We start from the raw sequence: 20,148 nt of genomic DNA, 5'->3' as shown, positions 1-20,148 counted from the left end.
GAGGTCTCGCCCGATGGCCCAGTCGGTGGGTATCAAGGACGTCGCCCGCGCCGCCGGAGTCTCGGTGGGCACGGTCTCGAACGTCATCAACCGCCCGGACACCGTCGCCGGCGAGACCCGGGCGCGGGTGCAGTCGGCGATCGACCGGCTCGGCTACGTCCGCAGCGAGTCCGCACGCCAACTGCGCGCGGGCCGCAGCCGGATCATGGGCCTGCTCGTCCTCGACATGGGCAACCCCTTCTTCGTGGACGTGGCCCGCGGCGCCGAGCGGGCGGCCCGGGACGCCGGGCTCGGTGTGATGGTCTGCAACAGCGCGCAGAACGCCGGCGAGGAGGCCGAGTACCTCGCGCTCTTCGCCGAGCAGCGGGTACGCGGCGTCCTGCTCACCCCGGCGGACGCCACCGGCCGCAACATCGAGACGTTCCGCCGGCACGGCATCCCCTTCGTGCTGGTCGACCGGGTCGCCGAGGGCACCACCGAGTGCTCGGTCAGCGTCGACGACGTGGCGGGCGGGGCGCTGGCGGTGCGTCACCTCGTCGACGCCGGGCACAGGTCCATCGCCTACGTCAGCGGCCCGCCCGGCTTCAACCAGGTCCGCGACCGGCGCACCGGTGCCCTGAACGCCCTCGCCGAGGCCGGCCTCGGCCCCGGCGCGCTGCGCGAGCTGCCGACCGAGCGGCTCGACGTGGCCGCCGGGCGGGACGCGGGCGCCCGCCTGCTCGGCCTCGCCGACCGGCCCACCGCCGTGTTCTGCGCCAACGACCTCCTCGCACTCGGCGTCCTGCAGGCCATGTACGCGGCCGGAGTGGTCGTCCCGGACGACCTCGCGATCGTCGGCTACGACGACATCGAGTTCGCCGCCGCTGCCGCCGTACCGCTGACCTCCGTCCGCCAGCCCGCCATCACCATGGGGGCGATGGCCGCGGACCTGCTCCTGGAGGAGACCGAGGAGCGCGAGGGGCAGGCGGCGCACCAGCACCGCCGGGTGGTGCTCCAGCCGGAACTGGTGGTACGCCGCTCCAGCCTCACCGCCCGCTGATCGGGTATTCAGTAACGATTTCTTGATCCCGGGGGCGGGCCGGTCCCGGACCTGTGCTGAACTGGGACGCGACCGTCCGTCCGTCCCGGGAGAACCGTTGAGCCTCAGCTATCGCCAGCCCGGCGTCGTCCTCACCGACCGCCACTTCACCGTCCCCCTCGACCACGCGGACCCGGGCGGTGAGACCATCGAACTGTTCGCCAGGGAGGCGGTCGCGAGCGACAAGGCGGGCCAGGAGCTGCCCTGGCTGCTGTACCTGCAGGGTGGTCCTGGCTTCGGAGCGAATCGTTTCGTCGGGCGGCAGGCCTGGCTCGACCGGGCGCTGCAGGACTACCGCGTCCTGCTCCTCGACCAGCGCGGCACCGGCCGTTCCACCCCGGTCAGCCGGCAGACCCTGCCGCTGCGCGGCGGCCCGGCCGCCCAGGCCGACTACCTGGCCCGCTTCCGTGCCGACTCGATCGTCCGGGACTGCGAGGCGATCCGCCCGCGGCTCACCGGCGGCGCACCCTGGACGACGCTCGGCCAGAGCTTCGGCGGCTTCTGCACGGTGACGTACCTGTCGTTCTTCCCCGAGGGGCTGCAGACCTCCGTGATCACCGGCGGTCTGCCGTCCCTGGACGCGCACGCCGACGACGTCTACCGCGCCGCCTACCCGCGTGTCGAGCGCAAGGTCGCCGCGCACTACGACCGCTACCCGCAGGACGTCGAGCGGGCCCGCCGGATCGCCGAGCACCTCCTGGAGCGCGAGACCGTGCTGCCCAACGGCTACCGGCTCACCGTCGAGGCCTTCCAGTCCCTCGGCCTGATGCTGGGCATGAGCGACGGCAGCCACCGCCTGCACTTCCTCCTGGAGGACGCCTTCGTCCGGACTCCGTCCGGTCCCGAACTCTCGGACGCCTTCCAGGAGCAGGTCCAGGGCCTGCTGTCGTACGCGAGCAACCCGCTGTACGCCCTGGTCCACGAGCCGGTCTACGGCCAGGACGCCCGTCCCACCGCCTGGGCGGCCGAGCGGGTGCGCGCCGAGTTCCCGCAGTTCGACGCGGCCAAGGCGCTGGCCGGCGACGCCCCGGTGCTGTTCACCGGGGAGACCGTGCACCCCTGGATGTTCGAGACCGACCCGGCCCTGCGGCCCCTGAAGGCGGCGGCGGACCTGCTCGCCGCCCGCACCGACTGGCAGCCGCTGTACGACCCGGCCAGGCTCGCCGCCAACGAGGTCCCGGTCGCCGCCGCCGTCTACCACGACGACATGTACGTCGACGCCGGCCACTCGCTGCGCACCGCATGGGCCGTCCGCGGCCTGCGCACCTGGGTCACCGACGAGTTCGAGCACGACGGACTGCGCACCGGCGCGCCGAGGGTCCTGGACCGGCTGCTGAAGCTCGCCCGCGACGAGGCGTGACACGCCGCAAAAGAAGTTGCGGGCGTGGCGGGTCCGCATAGTCTGCGGCCGTGGAGGAACGGGGGGGGACACGAACGGCATGAGCGGCATGGATGCCATGGACGGCATGGACGGCACGAGCACGGACGCGGAACTGCTGGCGGACCGCTTCCAGGAACACCGCGGCCAACTGCGCGCGGTGGCCTACCGGATGCTCGGCTCGCTCGCCGAGGCCGAGGACGCCGTGCAGGAGGCCTGGCTCAGGCTCGGGCGGGTGGACGCGGACGAGATCAGGAACCTGGGCGGCTGGCTGACCACGGTGGTCGGCCGGGTCTGCCTGGACATGCTGCGCTCCCGTACGGCGCGCCGCGAGCAGTCCATCGACGAGACGTTCGTCCCCGACCCGGTGATCCGGCCGCTGCCGGGCGTCGACCCCGAACAGGAGGCGCTGGAGACGGACTCCGTCGGGGTCGCTCTCCTCATCGTCCTGGAGACGCTGGAGCCCGCCGAGCGGCTGGCGTTCGTCCTGCACGACATGTTCGCGGTGCCCTTCGACGACATCGCGCCCATCGTCGAACGCAGTTCGGCGGCCACCCGTCAGCTGGCCAGCCGGGCCCGCCGCCGGGTTCAGGGCGCCACGCCCACCGGCGACCCGGACCTCGGCCGGCAACGCCGTGCGCTGGAGGCCTTCCTGGCCGCCTCGCGGGGCGGCGACTTCGAGGCGCTGGTCGCCGTGCTCCACCCGGACGTGGTGCTGCGGGTGGACTCCGGGGCGCTGGTGCGCGGTGCGGCCGCCTCCAAGGTGCTGCGCGGTGCGCGGGCGGTGGCCGAAGGGGCTTTCACCTTCCGGCAGTTCGCGGGCTGGGCGCGGCTGGTGCTGGTCAACGGCTCGGTCGGCGTCGTCACCGCGCCCGAGGGGCGCCCGCTGTCGGTCACGGCGGTCACCGTCGCCGACGGCCGGATCACCGAGATGTACATCCTGGCCGACCCCGAGCGGCTCGACCGCCTGGACCTCACCGCCGGAAAGGACTGACGGCCGCTCGGACGGCGGGCGCCGCGGGCCGGCGGGGGCTCACGGTCCGCCCGTCGGGCAGGAGTTCACCGGTGTCGTCGAAGATTGAGTCGAAGATTGAGTCAGGACACCCCTAGGGTGCACCTCGAAGTGAGCTCAGGAGGTGCCCGGATGGCGATCAGGCAGCGCAACACGACCAAGCAGAAGCCCGGTCGACTCGTGATCTACGCCAGGATCAGCGACGAGCGCGAGGGCCGGCAGAATGGCGTGAAGCGCCAGGAGCAGCAGTGCCGGAGGATCGCCGAGCAGGACGGCGACGAAGTGGTCCGGGTCTTCGTCGACGACGACCGCTCGGCCTACTCCGGCAAGATCCGGCCGGACTATGCGAACATGATCAAGTACCTGGAGGCCGGGCACGCGGACGGCGTGCTCGCCCTCGCGCCGACTCGGCTGTACCGCAAGCTGTACGAGCCGAAGACCCGTCAGGACTACCTTCACTTCCACGACCTGGTGAACCGGCTGGATCTCCACGTCCAGACGGTCAAGGCCGGACGCTTCGAACCCCCTCCGCGTCCGGCGGACGCGGAGGGGCGTACCGGGTCCCTCCGCAAGACACTCAGCGGGACAGGGCCGTCGGACTTGCGGGGGAGGTGGTCGTCGCCGCCTGGCTGGAGCGGCAGTACGGCGTCCCCCGCGAGGATCCTGGAAGTCTGGGCTACGCCAGCACGTCCTCGCCGACGGCACAGGCGACGACAGCCTTCGGCTACGACTTCCTCGTCCACGACGGCGACCGGACCCTCCTGTACGAGGTGAAGGCCTCCACCAAGGACCGCCGCGAGTTCGAACTCGGCGAGTCCGAAGTCGAACGAGCCAGTCACCTCCACCCCGACGAGGTCCACACCATCGTCTACGTCTCCCACGTCCTCGACCGCACCCACCGACGCATCACGCCCCTCCCCAACCCGTTCAGTGCCCCTGGTCTCGCCGGCTACCGCCTCGTCGGCACCGCAATGCGTCTGCGCTTCGAACTGCACCGGGGGAGCCGGAACCCTCCCCGTAGTCGAATGAGGCGGATCCGCGGTTGGACATGCTCCGTCCTCTCCCCTCTCGACGGGACGGGTCGGAGTCCCGAGTTCCCCGGAAGCCGGCGCCCGGCCCATCGGCCCCTCCGGGACATCGAAACGGCCAGGTCACCGGGGTACGTGACCGAGATTGTTGCCCCACAGGGACGGGTCGGTGCTCTTGAGGCTGGGGACGCCGCCGTACGTGCCGCCGTCGGCGGTGACGAGCGGGGCGGAGAGCCGGTCCTCGAGAAGTCCCTCGCGGACCTGCACGATGGTGCTCTGATGGTCGGTCCTGCCGGGCTTGAACGTCCTTCCGTCGATCGCGGCCTTCAGGTAGTACAGGGCGTACTTGGCATAGAGGTCGACCGGCTGGGACACGGTGGCGTCGATGTTGCCGTTGGAGATGTCCCTGAGCTCCCTGGGGATGCCGTCGTTGGAGACCACGAACACGTGCTTCGGGTTCCTCGGGCCGACCAGCAGCCCCTGCTGCCCGAGCACGTGGAGCGTGCCGGAAAGGGCGAAGCTGGCCTGCATGTAGATGCCCTTGATGTCCGGGTGGACGGTCAGGTCGTTCTGGAGCCGCTGCGCGGCGACCTCCCCGTCCCAGTTGGTGGCCTCCGCGAACACCTTGATCTCCGGGTAGTTCGCCTTCATGCAGGCGTCGAACCCCTCGGTGCGGTCACGGCTGTTGATCGACGAGAGGTCGCCCTGGAGCATCACGACCTTGCCCTTGCCGCCCAGCTTGGTGCCCAGGTACTTGCATGCCTTCTCGCCGTAGGCGCGGTTATCGGCGCGGACCACCATGTAGACCTTGCCGGTGTCGGGGCGGGTGTCGATGGTGACGACCGGGATCTTCGCCGCCTGCAGTCGCGCCAGAATCGGCGCGATGGCGAATGTGCTCTGCGGGGCCGTCGCGATGGCCTTGGCACCCCGGAGGATGAGCGTCTGCGTGTTGGCGGCGAGCTTGGCGACGTCGTTCTGCGAGTTGGTGGTCCTCAGCGAGAGACCCAGTTGCCTGGCGTACACGGGCGTGTACGTGATGTACGCGCTCCAGAAGTCGGTGTCGGAGCGCGGGTAGTCGACACCGACCAGCGGCTTGCCGCCGCCCGGCGTGTCCGTGCCGCCGGAGCCGCCGCAGGCGCTGAGCAGCGCCAGCGCACAGAAGGCGGAAGCGGTGGCGCAGAGCACGGGTGTGGGCCTCATCGGTGGGTTCCTCGCGCTGGGTCCCGGAGCGCCTGCCGTCTGGTGGCGGGCTCACTCGGCCGGCACACAGGCCACCTGGCCGATGCCCGCCCGCCCGTTTGCCTTTTGCGGTTTATGCCGGTTATTTCAATATACGTGCGTACTTGCGAGAGGAGCCCTCCCGCATGGCAGCGGTAACACCCGCGCGTCGAGGTTCGGAGGGTCAGGCGCGCCTTCCGTGCGCCTGCTGCGTGTGCCGGGACACTGAGTCGAGGACCACCGCGGCGAAGAGCACCCCGCCCGTGATCACCAGCTGAACGGCGGTGGGCGTGTCGGTGAGGGCCATGCCCGAGGCGATCGACTGGATGACCAGGATGCCGAGCACCGCGGACCACGTCGTACCGCGCCCTCCGAACAGGCTGGTGCCGCCGATGACGGCGGCGGCGATGGCGTTGAGCAGCAGGACACCGGAGCCGGAGGTCTGGCTCACCGATGTGATGCGCGAGGCCAGGAACAGGCCGCCGGTCGCCGCCAGGGTGCCGGAGACCGCGAGCACGGCCGTCTGCACGCCGGTCACGCTGAGGCTGGCGCGACGGGCCGCCTCGACGCTGCTCCCCAGCGCGTAGACCCGCCGTCCGTACGGCGTGCGGCGGAGCACGATGTCGAGGGCGGCCACCGTGGTGAGGAAGATCAGCAGTGCCAGCGGCAGGCCCTGGAACTGGTTCAGCAGATAGGCGGAGCCGAACGCGATCAACGCCACCGCTCCGGTGCGCACCACGATCGTGCGCAACGGGCGGTGCGGCATGCCGACGGCCCGGCGGCGCCGCCGGTTCAGGTAGGAGGCGAGGAAGACCAGAGCTGTGGCGAGTGCCGCCACCGCGTAGGCGACGCCGGCGTTGGTGAAGTAATAGCCGGTGAGGTGGGCGACGAGCCCGTTCTCGTCGAGGTTGACGGTGCCGCTGGTGCCGAGGATGGTGAGCATGAGACCGTTCCACGTCAGCAGCCCGGCGAGGGTGACCACGAAGGCCGGCACCCGGGTCCTGGCGATGGAGTACCCCTGGACCGTTCCCGCCACGGTGCCCGTCAGCACGCCGGCGATCAGGGCGAGCCACTCCGGCACGCCGTTGTCGACGTTGAGCACCGCGAAGACCGCGGCGGCGAACCCGCTGATCGAGCCGACCGACAGGTCGAGTTCGCCGAGCAGTAGCACGAAGACGATGCCCACCGCGATGAAGCCCGTGCCCACGATGTCCACGCTGAGGTTGGACAGGTTACGGGGCGAGAGGAAGGTGGGATCCAGGCTCTGGAAGGTGATCCAGACCGCGGCGAGGACCAGGGTGACGGGAAGGTAGCCCAGCTCGCCGACGCTCAGTCTGCGTCGCCGGACGGTGATCCAGCCCGCCATGGCACGGATGACGGCCCGCCCGGCACGGCGCTGACCGGATTTCGCGGTGGCTGCCGCGGGAGCGTCCCGCGTCTCGTCCGGCATGTCACGCATCCCTTTCACCACTCGGCGTCTCGGTGGGCCGGCCGGCGGGGCGTGTTGTCCGTGGCGCCCGTGATGGAGGAGACGATCTGCTCCTGGGAGGTGGTGCTCACGTCGAAGAAGCCGTTGTTACGGCCGAGCCGCAGCACGGCGGCCCGGTCGGCGAGGGCTTTCACATCGCCCATGTTGTGACTGATGAGCAGGATCCCCAGGCCCTGGTCGCGGAGCCGGTCGACGAGGTCGAGGACCTCGGTCGTCTGCTCGAATCCCAGCGCCGCGGTCGGTTCGTCCAGCAGGAGGAGGCGCGGGTCGCCGAGAAGCGAGCGGGCGATGGCGACGGTCTGCCGCTGGCCGCTGGACAGTGACACCAGGGGACCGCGCAGATCGGGAACGCTCCGGGTCAGGCGCTGCAACAACTGCATGCTGCGGCGCTCCATCTCGACCTCGTCGAGGAGGCCGAACCTGCGGATCTCCCGCCCGAGGAAGAGGTTGCCGACGACGTCGAGGTTTCCGCACAGCGCCAGGTCCTGGTAGACGGTGGCGATGCCGAGGTCCCGGGCTTCCTGGGGACGCCGGATGTGAACGGGCCGGCCCTCCCACTCGATCCTCCCCCTGTCCGCGGGAGCGACCCCGGAGATCACCTTGACCAGGGTCGACTTGCCGGCTCCGTTGTCGCCGAGCAGGGCGAGGACCTCGCCGGCGTGGATCTCCAGCTCGATGTCCCGGAGGACCTCGACGACGCCGAAGCGCCTGCACACGCCGTGCAGGGCGAGCAAGGGGTGCGGCAAGAGAATCATCTCCTTCCCGGGCCCGGAGGCGGCCGGTCCCGCCTGTCAGGTCAGTCCGGCCTTGTGACAGTCGCCCGCGAGCGGCGGGGCGCAGATCTGTCCGAGCGTGTACACGCCGTCCTTCACCAAGGTGCCCTTGATGGTGGCAAGGGTCACGGACACCGGGGTGAGCAGCACGGCCGGAACCTCTGCACCGCTGCGGGTTTTCACCCGCCTGGTGGCCACCGCGTCGAGACGCTGACCTCGCGCGGCGGCCACGGCCATGGCGCCGCCCGCGGCGGCTTCTGGCCCGAAGGGTTTGTAGACCGTCATGTACTGCTCGCCGCCGACGATGCGTCGTACGGCTGAGAGCTCGGCGTCCTGCCCGGTGACGGGCGGCAACGGGCTGACCTTGTCGGCCCTGAGAGCGGCGATGCTCCCGGCGGCGAGGCCGTCGTTGGCGGCGTAGACGCCGTCGATGCGGTCCGCGCCCAGGGCGGAGATGGCTCCGGACATGTTCAGGGCCGCCGTCTGCCTGCTCCACAGCGGCGTGTCGTACTGCTTGGCAATCGTCACCTTCCCCTGGAGTTCGGACAGTGCGCCCTGCTTGAACGACAGCGCGTTGGGGTCGCCGGGATCGCCGTTCATCATCACGATCCGGCCGCCGTGCGCCTTGGCGCCCATGGCCGTCAGCAGCGCCTTGCCCTGGAGCCTGCCGACCTCCTGCCCGTCGTAGGAGACGTAGCCCGAGATCGGGCCCTCGGCCAGGCGGTCGTAGGCGATGACTGGGATGTGCGCGGCAGCCGCTCTGCGCACCGAGGCGCCGATGGCCCTGGCGTCGACGGCCGCCAGCACGATGGCGTCGACCCCGTGGGCGATCGACGCGTCCATCTGTTCCTGCTGGATGGCCACGTCACCCTTGGCGTCGGCGTGCTCGATCGTGCAGTCGCCGCACAGCTGCCGGATCCTCTGTTCCAGCAGGGGTCTGTCCCGCGCCTCCCAGCGGGCGGTGGTGGAATCCGGCAGCAGCACGCCGATCGTCCGCGCGCTCCCCGGGCCGGAGGTGTCCCCGGCGCCCGATCCGCAGGAGGCGAGGGACACGGCGGTCGAGACGACGGCCAGGGCGAGGGCGGTCCCCCGGACGCAGGAATTCATGCGCGAGGCCTCCCTCCGCCCCCAAGCCATGCGGCTGCGACAGCGGTGCGGCAGCGTGGCCCACCGGAGCGAGGCACGGTCTCGCTCCCCACCCGCCCAGACCGGGTGAAAGCGGCAGAACAACCCCCTCGCCAGTGTGACACCGGCCCTGATGAACCGCGAACTCGTACCGAATGGCTGACATGATGACAATACGTACTGTTTGCTGCGCTATGCGATTCTGGTGAGGGGGAGTACCCAGCGGCGGCAGGTCGGCACCCGGCGCGAACGGGAGGTGGACAGGTCATGCCTCACCACGGCAGCGCCCGGACCGGACTCCCGCACCCGGGGACGGCCGGGACCGGCGTCGCGGGCACCGGCTCACCGCCAGGGCCCGGGACCCCCGTGGACGTCCGCGTCCTGACGTTCGCCGGAGCGGCGGCGGCCGTGCTCTACGTGCCCGACGCGGGTTCTGCCCATCTTCGGTCGGTGGACACGGCGGGCTACGCCCCTGCCGCGTACGGACTGCCGGAGCGCCTGCCCCTGTCCGGCAGCTCGCCCGCGGCCTGCGCCTTCCGCGACTCCCACGCCGTGTGGCTGACCCCCACGGCACTCGCCTCCTGTCCCGAGGGCTGTCCGGCGCCGCCGCGAGCCCGGACATCGCTCGGCGCGCTGCCCCTGGTCGCCGAGGGCGAACGGCTCGGCTGCCTCGTCGTCGTGAGCACCGGCGAGAACGGTTTCGAAGCCGAGCAGCAGCGTTTCCTGGAGCGTTACGCCCATGCGGTCACCGGTGTGCTGGAGACGCGGGCCGACGGCGAACCGCCGTCGGCCCCCTTGAGTTCCGCACTGCGCCGCATGCACGTCGGCTCCTTCGTCCTGGTGCCGGAAACCGGCGTGATCGACGCGGACGAGACGCTGCGCGAACTGGTCGGCATCAAGCCGGACGACTTCGACGGCAAGGCGGACTCCCTGCTCGCGCACGCGCTGCCGGAAGACCTGCACGCGCTGATGTCGGTGCTGGAGCCGTCCGCCCAGACGTTCGGCCGACGGGAACTGGACTTCCGCGTCCGCTGCCCCACCGGCGAGATGCGCTGGCTGAGCCTGACGTGCCGGGTGGCGTCGGGTACCGACGACAGGCCGGAGCAGGTGCTGGGTGTGGTGACGGCGACCTCGGTCCTGCGCCGGGGGAGCGACGACGTCTCCCGGATCCAGTGGCTGACCGCCGCACTCGACGAGGCCACCACCGTGCGCGAGGTCAGCCACGTGGTGATCACCGCCCTGCGCGAACCTCTGAGCGCCGACCGGGTGGCGCTCGCCGAGCTGCAGAACGAACGGCTCCAGGTCACCCTGCTCGACCCGCCGCAGCCCGTCGCCTGGCCGCGGACATGGCGTCTCCGGTGGCGTGCGGAGTGGCCCGACGCACCCCTCAGTGCCCTGCCCACCCTGCAGACGGCTCTGCGAGACGGACGTATGGGCCTGTGGCCGGCGGCCACCGCCGTCGAACCGGGACTCGACGGCATCGGCCCCGGAGGCCTCGCCGTCCTGCCGCTGCCCGCCAAGGGCCAGGTCGTCGGACTGTGCCTGGTCGGCTGGGACAGGCCGCACGAGTTCGCCCCCGAGGAACGCTCGCTCCTCATCGCCACCGCCTCGCTGGCCGGCCAGGCCCTCACCCGCGCCCACGCCCACGACGCCGAACAGGAACTCGCGGCGATGCTGCAGCGCAGCCTCCTGCCGCGGCGGCTGCCCGAGCTTCCGGGCGGGACCGCCGTCGCCCGCTATCTGCCCGCCCGTCGAGGCCTGCAGGTGGGCGGCGACTGGTACGACGTGATCGCCCTCTCCGAGGACCGGGTGGCGCTGGTCATCGGCGACGTGCAGGGCCACAGCGCCGCAGCCGCGACGATCATGGGACAGATGCGTACCGCGGTCAGGGCGTACGCGGTGGAGGGCCACCCGCCCGACGTGGTCGTCTCGTATGCCAACCGCCTCCTCGTCGGCATGGAGACGGATCTGTTCGCCACCTGCTGCTACGCCGAACTGGACATGGACGAGGGCGACGTCCTGTTCGTCCGCGCCGGGCACGTCGCACCGCTGCTGCGCCATCCCGACGGCAGCACCGAGGAGGTCGAGGTCGAGGGCGGCCTTCCCCTGGGCATCTCCATGGAGGCGGACTTCCCGATGACCGCGGTGGCACTGACACCCGGAATGTTGCTCGCGCTGGTCACCGACGGGCTGGTCGAGGCAGCCGAACTGTCCCTGGACGAGGGCATGCGCCGCGCCCGCGCCACCCTCGCCACGGCCGACCCGTCGGATCCTGGGCGGGTGGCCGACGCCCTGCTGGGCGACCAGGGTTGTCGCGAGGACGATGTGGCGCTGTTGTTGCTGCGCTACGACGGCATGAAGACCAGGCCGATCCGGTCGGGCTGGGTGGTGTGGCGGCTGCCCGACGCAGTCATGCACGCCCGCCGCTTCACCGCGCGCACGCTGCGCCGCTGGAAGGTCGAGGAGGCCACCGACGCGGTGCTGCTGGTGGTGTCCGAACTCGTCACCAACGCCTTGATACACACGCAGGGTCCGGTCCGTCTCGAACTGACGCTCCGCGGTGGCCGGGTGCGTGTCTGTGTGAGCGACTCCTCTCCCCGGGCGCCCGCCAGGCCCGTGATCGTGGACTGGGAGTCGACCGGCGGCCGGGGGCTGCTCCTGGTCGAGGCGGTGTCGGAGTCCTTCGGCACCGTGCCGATGGCCGGGGGCAAGCAGGTGTGCAGCGAGATAGCGGTACCGCGTCGTGAACCCGCTCCGGTGGGCGCAGATCCGGGCATCGAGGACGGGGACCGATCATGACGTTTCACAGGCAGCACCCGGCGTCTCGTAGGCAACACGTGACGTCTCGTACGCGGTATGTCCTCGGTGCGCTGGTCGCAGGTCTGCTGACCGTGTCCCAGGCCGCCTGCACCGGTGACGGCACAGCCGGCACGGACAGCTTCACCGTCGGCCTGCTGCTGCCGAGCCGGGTGGTGCCGCGCTGGGAGAACTCCGACAAGCCGCTGTTCGAGCAATGGGTGAAACAGCTCTGCCCGCACTGCACCGTCTCCTACGCCAACGCCGCCGACGACCCGACGGCCCAGCGGCAGCAGATGGTCGCCATGATCACCAAGGGGGTCAGGGTCCTCGTCCTCGGCGCCACCGACAACAGGGCGCTGCGCTCCACCGTCCAGGAGGCGCACGACGCGGGCGTCTCCGTCGTCGCCTACGACAGGCTCGCCGACGGCCCGGTCTCGGGCTACGTCAGCTTCGACGGCCTCAAGGTCGGCACGCTGCAGGGCCAGGCCCTCCTGAAGGCCATGCACGCCCCGGCCGAGGACGACACCATCGTCATGATGAACGGCGACCCGACCAGCTCCAACGCCGCGCAGTACAAGAGGGGCGCGCTGTCCGTCCTGCGGGGCAAGGTGCGGATCGGCCGGTCCTACGACACCACGGGCTGGAGCACGGACAACGCCAACGCCAACATGTCCGCCACCATCGCAGCCCTGGGCCCCGGCCGCATCGACGGCGTCCTGGCCGCCAACGACGCCATTGCCGCAGGCGCCATCTCCGCGTTCAAGAGCGCCCACGTCCGGCGCCTGCCACCGGTCACCGGCCAGGACGCCGACCTCGACGCGGTGCGGCGCATCATCGACGGCGAGCAGTCCATGACGGTGTACAAGTCCTTCCGCGCCGAAGCCGAGGCAGCCGCCAGCATGGCCGTCGCCCTGGGCCGCGGCGAGAAGCTGCGCACCATCGCCACGACGACGACCGACAGCCCCACCACCCGCCAGATCCCGTCCGTGCTCCTCACCCCGGTGGCCGTCACGACCGCCAACATCAAGCAGACCCTCGTCCGGGACGGCGTGTACACCACCACTCAGATCTGCACACCCCAGCTGCGACCCGCCTGCGCAAAGGCAGGGCTGACCCCGTAACAAGAAAAGACCAGATCAGACGATGCCTGACCTGGCCCTCTTTGGAGCGCCTGGCCGACTCCCTTTCGAACCCGAGCGCACCCCTGCTACGCCTGATCAAGACGCTGGAGAGGCATGGCGGGGCCGTACGTGCGCAGGTAGAGCCTGCTGTTGTAGACGTCGCCGTGGCGACGGAGATCAAGGAGAACCGCAAGCTCTCGCCGAGTGAAGTGGCAGAGCTGGTGGAGGCGTACCAGCAGGGCGCAACGGTGAGCGCGTTGTCGGAGCGCTACGGCATGCACCGACAGACGGTCGATCACCACCTGACGCGGGCCGGAGTTGCCAAGCGATCACAGGTCAAGATGACGCCGTTACGGATGGCCAGGGCCAAGGAGCTTTACGAGCAAGGCTGGAGCGCGCGACAGATCGGTGCGCAACTTGGTGTTTGCGCCAGTACGGTCAGCAAGAAACTCAAGCGGGCGGGCGTAGAGATGCGCGAGCCGCATAAGCGAGGATAGCCACACGCCTTGCCTTCTGCACCAGCCCCGTCTGTCGCGACTTGACAGATGGGGCTGGTTGTTTCTTTCTCGTTATGGACGAGATCTTACGTTCGCATAGCCATAACTAAAGGCTGTCCCGCAATTGCTGGTCACGGCGCTGGTCAGGGTGCGGAAACTACGTGGCTGATGAGTTCGCGGTGCCGGTATCGTCCGCTCTCCCGACCCGCCGCACCAGCGGCCTACGTTCAGAGAGCGATGCAGATGACCAGCCAGCAAGCAACGACGACCCTGTGGCGCCCCACCGGCCCCAAGGAGCTGGATCTGGTTCGGGAGCTGAACTGGCGTGCCTGGCCGCCCCGGCTGCCCGAGCAGCCGATCTTCTACCCGGTCCTCAACGAGGACTACGCGGTCAGGATCGCGCGGGACTGGAACGTGAAGCACGATGGCGCCGGCTTCGTCACTCGTTTTGAGGTCGAGTCGGAGTTCTTGAGCCGGTATTCCATCCAGCAGGCCGGTGGGCAGACGATCCTCGAGCTTTGGGTTCCGGCCGAGGAGCTCAACGACTTCAACGCCCACATCGTCGGCGAGATCCAGGTGGTCCACGAGTTCCGCTGAGGCGGGGAGGCCTGCTGGCGGGGCACGCTGCGGTGCGATGATCCCGGCGTGGCTGGTGTGATCTCGGTGTCGGAACCGTCCTGGATAGCCCCGTTCACCGGGCTGAGCCCGCGTGCCTTCGGGAAGCTGGTGACCATGCTGCGGCGCGAGGGTGCGGACGCGGTCCGCAAAGGTCGGCCGTGGGGCCTGCCCCTAGAGGACCGGGCACTGCTGGTCGCGGCGTACTGGCGCACAAACCTGACTATGCGCCAGCTCGCCCCACTGTTCGGGGTGTCCAAGTCGGCGGCGGACCGGATCATCAACCACCTCGGGCCGATGCTCGCTCTCCAGCCCCGCAAGCGGTTCGCCAAGGACACCGTGCTCATCGTGGACGGCACCCTGGTGCCCACTCGCGATCACACCATCGCCGAGCAGTCGAAGAACTACCGGTACTCCACCAACCACCAGGTCGTCATCGGCCCGTTGACCGGACTACGGGCCGACACTCCGGGGTCGTTCCCTGGGTGTTCCGTTGTCTCTCGGTACATCTCCTTCCATCCGAGGAATGGGAGGTCGTGGGATGTACGAGCTGCACGTTGAACGTGATCTGGCTTCGATCCGGTTGCCGCGTTGGGGCGCGGTAGTCGAAGCAGACGGGGTGCTGCCCTGGTTGGTGGTGGACGCGAACGGGGTGCCGGTTGAGCCGATTTCCCGGTTTCTGCGGGACTTTGTGGCGCGGGGCAACCGGCCTGGCTCCGTCCGCAGCTACGCGTACGGTCTGCTGCGCTGGTGGCGGTGGCTGAGGGCGGTCGGCGTCGAGTGGGACAGTGCGAGCTCGGCCGAGGTCCGCGATCTCGTGTTGTGGCTGGGGCAGGCGGTCAAGCCGCGCCGCTCGCCGCGGACCGCGTCGGCCGTCGCCGCGGGCGCGATCAACCCGATCACACGCAAGCGGTATCTGGACGACTCCTACCAGCCCCGCACCGTGCGGCACGGCAACGCCGTGGTCCGCAGCTTCTACGAGTTCTGGGGCGAGACGGGCGAGGGCCCGCTGGTGAACCCTGTGGTGCTGGACCGGCGCGCGGGGCGGGCCAGGGCGCATCACAACCCGCTGGAGCCGTTCCGTGCGGAGGGTCGTGTCCGCTGCAACCCGAAGGTCCCCAAGCGCCGGCCGCGGGAGATCCCGGACGAGCGGTGGAAGACGCTGTTCGGTGCGCTGCGCTGCAACCGGGACCGGGCGCTGCTGGCGCTCGCGGTGAGTAACGGAGCGCGGGCTTCGGAGATCCTTGGCCTGCGTGGCGTCGATCTGGACTGGGGCGAGCAGCGGGTGCGGGTGGTGCGCAAGGGCAGTGGTGCCGAGCAGTGGCTGCCGGCCAGCAGCGAGGCGTTTGTGTGGATCCGCCTCTACCTGGCCGAAGCCGGGCCGGTCGATCTGCATGAGCCGCTGTGGGTGACGGCGCGCCGCCGCGACCGGGGCGCGGGATTGGTGCGGCAGCCGCTGAACTATGAGGCGCTGCGCGCGGTGTTCCGCCGGATCAACGTCTGCTTGGGCACGAACTACACCATGCATGACCTGCGGCACACCTGTTCGTTGCGGATGGCCCGCGATGAGCACCTGTCGCTGCGCGACGTGCAGGTGATCCTCGGGCATGCGCACCTGAGCACGACCGCGGACACGTACCTGGTGGAAGAGGAGGAGAAGGTGATCCGCCGGGTCCTTGAGCATTTGCAGCAGGCCGAGGAGCGCCGCGCCCAGCCCGTCCCGCCGGTGGCCGAAGGCTACGCCGCCGCCGACCTGGCCGTGCTGTTCGCCGGGTTGCCGGCATGAGCGCCGCGACGTTGCACGCCGAGCCGGTCGCAGAGGTCGCCGCGGAGCAGGGATACGTACCGCGTTCACCACGGCCTGCCCATGTCGGCCCGTTGGACAGGGCGGATATCGACGCGGTGCTGGCGCATCTGCGGGCCTTGCCTGTGTGGTCGGGGCGCTCGGCCGGTCGCGGTGGCCAACGGATGCACGGCGCGCGGCGGATGCTGGAGTGGCTGCACACACACCCGGGCGACGGCTGGCAGCAGCGCTGGCAGCACGCGGCGGCGGATGCCGGGACCGCGTGGATCGCGACCGTCGCCGCCGGAGTTGGTGGGCGAGAGCCCATCGCCCGACACGGTGTCACTGACGGGGTGACCGCCCTGCTCCTGGGCCGCACCGTGCTGCCGGACTACGGATTCTTTCTCCGCTTTCGCACCACGGCCTTGTTCCGGGATGCGAAGACGCTGTTCGGACCCGAGGCGTTCGCCGCCGTCACCGCAGCAGGCGTCCGGGCCGGGCACACCGAGCAGTACCAGGACCATGCGGAACGCAGCCTCGCGAAGATCTGCCTCCATACGGGCCGCGACGTGGACCAGTTGACTGCCGATGACCTGCTGGGCTTCCGCGAGTGGGGGATGCGGGTCGGCGGGAAGATCCCGACCGGGCTGCCTGCCGGCTGGGACCTGCTGCGCGAAACCGGGGTGCTCCAGGAGTCGCTGCCGTTGCGGCGTCTGGGGCATGGGCAGTTGACCAGCGCCGAGATCGTCGATGGCTACGGGCTCAAGTGCCGCCCGGTCCGCGATGTGCTGGTGCGCTACCTGGACGAGCGCCGCCCCGCGCTCGACTACGGCAGCCTGCGAGGCATCGCCTCCCGGCTGATCGGCAACTTCTGGGCCGATCTGGAGTGCCATCACCCCAGCATCGACTCCCTGCGCCTGCCCGCACCGGTCGCCGAAGCCTGGAAACAGCGCCTCGCGTTCCTCACCCGGCCCGGCCTGCAACAGGTCGAACGCAAGAACCGCCTCGGCGTCCTGATGACGGTCCGCGCCTTCTACCTCGACATCGCCCAGTGGGCGGTGGAAGACCCGTTCTGGGTGCCCTGGGCAGTGCCCAGCCCGGTCCGCCAAAGCGAACTCGGCGGGCGGGCCAAGCACAAGAAGCAAGAACAGGCGCGCTCGCACCAACGCGTTCGCGAACGTCTCCCACGGCTGCTCGACCTCGTCGACACCGCCGAGAGCCACCACCGCGGGCAGCAGGCGCTGCTGACCGCCGCCGAGGCCGTCGTGCCCGGCGAACACTTCACCATCGAAGGCCGGCGCTGGCGCCGCCTGGCCCGCGCCGAGTTCCGGCTTCCGAACCGACAGGCGCAGCCCGTCCCCCACGTCCTCGCGGAGGATCCCGATGGGGTCCACCATGACCTCACCCGCAGCGAGGACGAGGGATTCTGGGCCTGGGCGATCATCGAGACCCTCCGGCACGCCGGGATTCGCTGCGAAGAGCTGCTGGAGATCACACAACTCGCCCTGGTCTCCTACCGGCTGGCCGACACCGGCGAGACTGTCCCGCTGCTGCAGATCGTCCCCTCCAAGAGCAACGAGGAACGGCTGCTGCTGGTCAGCCCCGAACTGGCCAGCGTGCTGGCCACCGTCATCACCCGCCTGCGCACCCGAAACGGCGGCATGATCCCCCTGGTCGCCCGCTACGACCCAGCGGAGCGGACGACCGGATCGGCCCTGCCCCACCTCTTCCAGCGCCGCATGCGCTGGAAGCACGATGTGCTCACCCCCAGCATGGTCCGCGACTTCATCAACGACACCGTCACCCGCGCGGGGCTGACCGACACGGCCGGGCAGCCGCTCCACTTCCGCCCCCACGACTTCCGGCGCATCTTCACCACCCAAGCCGTCGCCGGCGGGCTCCCGGTCCACATCGCCGCACGGCTCCTCGGCCACGCCAGCGTCACCACCGTCGAGCCCTACCTCGCGGTCTTCCAGGACGACCTGGTGCGCTCCTACCGCGCCTTCCTCAACACCCGACGAGCCGACCGCCCCACCGAGGAATACCGCGAACCCACCGAGCAGGAGTGGCACGAGTTCCAACAGCACTTCCACACCCGCAAGCTCGAACTCGGCGACTGCGCACGCCCCTACGGCACTCCCTGCAACCACGAACACGCCTGCGTCCGCTGCCCGATGCTCCGCGTCGATCCCGCACAACGCCCCCGCCTGCTGGCGATCATCCGCAACCTCACCGAACGCATCGATGAAGCCCGCATCAACGGCTGGCTCGGCGAGATCGACGGCCTGAAAGTCAGCCTCACCAAGGCACAGGAGAAACTCGCCGCCCTCGACCGCAGCCAGACTCGGCTGCGCGCCGCCGGCCCCGTCAACCTCGGCATGCCCGGCATCACCGAGCCATCCGCTCCGCCGCCGTAGTCCGGAAAAGACGCCAACACCCGACTCGTCGTCATGGTCGGCCAACCGTTGCCCGGGAACCGCAACGACTGCAAAGCGTGGGAGGAATCCGGCGCCAAAGCGGCCGTCGGCAGGACACTCACGATCGCCGACGGCGGCTATCCGGGCACGGGACTCGTCATGCCCCATCGTCGGCGCAAGGGCGAAGACCTGCCCGACTGGAAGAAGGCGCACAACAAGTCCCACAAGCAGGTCCGCGCCCGTGTCGAGCACGTCTTCGCCCGGATGAAGACCTGGAAGATCCTCCGAGACTGCCGCCTCAAAGGCGACGGGGTCCACCACGCCATGCTCGGCATCGCCCGCATGCACAACCTCGCCCTCGCCGGATAGGCGAGCGGACCGCACCGCGACCGACCCCACTCCCAGCGACTCAAAGATCATTTACGGGGCACCCCTTAGTATCAGCATCACTGCAGGTCAACTGCTGTTCGTTTTGGAGTCTGGGGCCCTCGGGTCGAATCCGCACCCTTTTCGGTTGTCGAGCGCATTGCCGCTGGGCAGGGTGGTGTGAGGTCGCCTGCTGATTCGCCTTGCGGATGGGGCGGCGCGGCGAGCAGTCGGGCCGATGAGCCGCTGACGGGGCACTGAATGACGGTGGTCGGCTGCCAGAAGCGGGGGGTTGACCAGAGGATTCTTCGCTGCTGGCGGCGGTCGCCTTTCGTGATCGCGTCCTGCGTAAATGTCTTGAGGCGGGACGGCTGATGCGTGACGGCCCGGGATTGATGGTTCCTGGCCGAGACCGACCTGCCGAGCGTTTCCGGGGCCGTTCAGGAGCCGCGCGGTGGCCGGGCCATGTGGCCGAGGGCGCGCCGCCTCGCGCGGCAGCCCGGCGCTCCCGCAACATCCTGTACACCCCGGAACTGTCAGTCCTCGGCGCCAACATCAGCACAGCCTCGGTCGGTTCGCCTCACCAACGCCGAACTGGATATCTTGGTACCTCGACGAGCTCATGGGTCCGCGGCATCCTTTGAGTGGCGCTCATGTAAGTCCCGCTCAAGGCCCGGCAGTTGGCGGAGTTCACATCTTCTGTGTCCAGATCGGCACTGCCGCGCGGGGTGACAGACGCCCCGTGCGCCCGCGGCGAACGGGGCAGCCTTGGAAGCCCGCTTCAGGGGGCGACACACCTGGGACACCGTGGAGGCGGCCGAGCAGGGCCGGTCGACGGAATTCACCTCGCGGTACGAGGCGAATGGCATTCTGACCGGTGCCAGTGGCCGACGCCGCGCTGGACCTGATCCGCGAGGACGGCAACCGCACCGCCGGCCTGGTCTTTCGTCGTACGCGAAAAGACCACCCGAGCGTCAACCACGTGACGTGCCGGGCAACTTGGGCACCCGGTGTTCGACCCGGTACGGCTCGTGGGCGAGTTGCCGGCGCTCAGCAGTAGATCGTGTCCACAGCGCGGGACTCGGCCACGATGCACGGCTCATCGTGGCGGCCGAACAGTCCGCCGCGCTCGATCCTGACGGGCGAAGTCGTCACCCTGATGATCGGGGGTATCGTCGACCACGTCTCCCCGGACCGCACCACTCCGCGGCGCACTGGGGCTCGAAGTCCACGGACTACGCCACACGGAATCCAGACCCCTGGATCTCACTCTCCATTCCGCTGAGATCGCGGTTTCCGGGATCGTCGACTCCGAGATCCTGGAAGTGATCCACAGGGCGTGCAGACCCGGCGTACGGCGGAGTTACTGCCCATCACATGGTCGTTCTTGTCAAGTGGGCTGGTCTGCTCCGCCCGTCTGCCCGCAGCAGGCCTTGGCGGGCTACGACT

15 protein-coding genes and 2 pseudogenes are annotated in these 20,148 nt (G+C 70.0%); 12 read left to right on the top strand and 5 right to left on the bottom strand.

Annotation, left to right across the window (positions count from 1 at the left end):
- Positions 1-13: 13 nt before the first annotated feature.
- From LQ326_RS33205 to sigJ, 3 genes are all read left to right on the top strand, one after another.
- Positions 14-1,039: a LacI family DNA-binding transcriptional regulator gene (locus LQ326_RS33205; RefSeq protein ID WP_234542768.1), complete on the top strand. Its 1,026-nt coding sequence runs from the start codon at positions 14-16 to the stop codon at positions 1,037-1,039.
- 97 nt (positions 1,040-1,136) lie between these two features.
- Positions 1,137-2,438, top strand: coding sequence for an alpha/beta fold hydrolase (locus LQ326_RS33200; RefSeq protein WP_234542767.1), 1,302 nt, complete (start codon positions 1,137-1,139; stop codon positions 2,436-2,438).
- Between the two features lie 79 nt (positions 2,439-2,517).
- Positions 2,518-3,450, top strand: a complete 933-nt coding sequence (sigJ, locus tag LQ326_RS33195) for an RNA polymerase sigma factor SigJ (RefSeq protein WP_234542766.1) — start codon at positions 2,518-2,520, stop codon at positions 3,448-3,450.
- Here sigJ and LQ326_RS33190 read toward each other — a convergent pair.
- Complete coding sequence (locus LQ326_RS33190; protein ID WP_308402065.1) at positions 3,431-3,535, bottom strand: DUF5999 family protein; 105 nt, start codon at positions 3,533-3,535, stop codon at positions 3,431-3,433. The two genes, sigJ and LQ326_RS33190, sit on opposite strands and share 20 nt — an antisense overlap.
- A 65-nt stretch (positions 3,536-3,600) precedes the next feature.
- On the opposite strand from LQ326_RS33190, the gene LQ326_RS33185 reads away from it, so the two are divergent.
- Positions 3,601-4,242 carry a recombinase family protein gene (locus LQ326_RS33185; RefSeq protein WP_234542765.1) on the top strand — a complete coding sequence of 214 codons (642 nt, stop codon included), beginning with the start codon at positions 3,601-3,603 and terminating at the stop codon, positions 4,240-4,242.
- 377 nt (positions 4,243-4,619) lie between these two features.
- Here LQ326_RS33185 and LQ326_RS33180 read toward each other — a convergent pair whose 3' ends face one another.
- The 4 genes from LQ326_RS33180 to LQ326_RS33165 form a co-directional block, all read right to left on the bottom strand.
- Positions 4,620-5,696: a sugar ABC transporter substrate-binding protein gene (locus LQ326_RS33180; protein WP_234542764.1), complete on the bottom strand. Its 1,077-nt coding sequence runs from the start codon at positions 5,694-5,696 to the stop codon at positions 4,620-4,622.
- Between the two features lie 202 nt (positions 5,697-5,898).
- Entirely contained in the window at positions 5,899-7,164 is a 1,266-nt protein-coding gene (locus tag LQ326_RS33175) for a sugar ABC transporter permease (RefSeq protein ID WP_372497019.1), read from the bottom strand.
- Between the two features lie 14 nt (positions 7,165-7,178).
- Positions 7,179-7,958: an ATP-binding cassette domain-containing protein gene (locus LQ326_RS33170; RefSeq protein WP_234542763.1), complete on the bottom strand. Its 780-nt coding sequence runs from the start codon at positions 7,956-7,958 to the stop codon at positions 7,179-7,181.
- A gap of 36 nt (positions 7,959-7,994) precedes the next feature.
- A complete protein-coding gene (locus LQ326_RS33165; protein WP_234542762.1) occupies positions 7,995-9,083 on the bottom strand; it encodes a substrate-binding domain-containing protein in 1,089 nt (362 codons plus the stop codon).
- Between the two features lie 285 nt (positions 9,084-9,368).
- On the opposite strand from LQ326_RS33165, the gene LQ326_RS33160 reads away from it, so the two are divergent.
- From LQ326_RS33160 to LQ326_RS33125, 8 genes and pseudogenes are all read left to right on the top strand, one after another.
- Positions 9,369-11,900, top strand: coding sequence for a SpoIIE family protein phosphatase (locus tag LQ326_RS33160; protein WP_234542761.1), 2,532 nt, complete (start codon positions 9,369-9,371; stop codon positions 11,898-11,900).
- A gap of 38 nt (positions 11,901-11,938) precedes the next feature.
- The gene (locus LQ326_RS33155; protein WP_234542760.1) at positions 11,939-13,021 is read left to right on the top strand and encodes a sugar ABC transporter substrate-binding protein; all 1,083 of its coding nucleotides are present in this window, start codon (positions 11,939-11,941) and stop codon (positions 13,019-13,021) included.
- Between the two features lie 164 nt (positions 13,022-13,185).
- Complete coding sequence (locus LQ326_RS48420; RefSeq protein ID WP_234542759.1) at positions 13,186-13,518, top strand: helix-turn-helix domain-containing protein; 333 nt, start codon at positions 13,186-13,188, stop codon at positions 13,516-13,518.
- Between the two features lie 237 nt (positions 13,519-13,755).
- Positions 13,756-14,115 (top strand): hypothetical protein, encoded by a 360-nt coding sequence (locus LQ326_RS33145; protein WP_234542758.1) that lies wholly within the window; start codon positions 13,756-13,758, stop codon positions 14,113-14,115.
- A gap of 48 nt (positions 14,116-14,163) precedes the next feature.
- Positions 14,164-14,584, top strand: a pseudogene (locus LQ326_RS33140) (transposase family protein); the annotation flags it as partial.
- Positions 14,585-14,674: 90 nt separating this feature from the next.
- Positions 14,675-15,919 carry a tyrosine-type recombinase/integrase gene (locus LQ326_RS33135; RefSeq protein WP_234542757.1) on the top strand — a complete coding sequence of 415 codons (1,245 nt, stop codon included), beginning with the start codon at positions 14,675-14,677 and terminating at the stop codon, positions 15,917-15,919.
- Positions 15,920-16,101: 182 nt separating this feature from the next.
- On the top strand, positions 16,102-18,333 hold the full coding sequence (locus LQ326_RS33130; protein WP_234542756.1) for a tyrosine-type recombinase/integrase: 2,232 nt from the start codon (positions 16,102-16,104) through the stop codon (positions 18,331-18,333).
- 9 nt (positions 18,334-18,342) lie between these two features.
- Positions 18,343-18,702, top strand: a pseudogene (locus tag LQ326_RS33125) (transposase); the annotation flags it as partial.
- Positions 18,703-20,148: the final 1,446 nt, after the last annotated feature.

The organism is Streptomyces shenzhenensis (genome assembly GCF_021462265.1).
Lineage (GTDB): Bacteria > Actinomycetota > Actinomycetes > Streptomycetales > Streptomycetaceae > Streptomyces > Streptomyces shenzhenensis.
The sequence above is the reverse complement of the archived record's forward strand: the minus strand, read 5'-3'. Positions and strand labels throughout refer to the sequence as shown.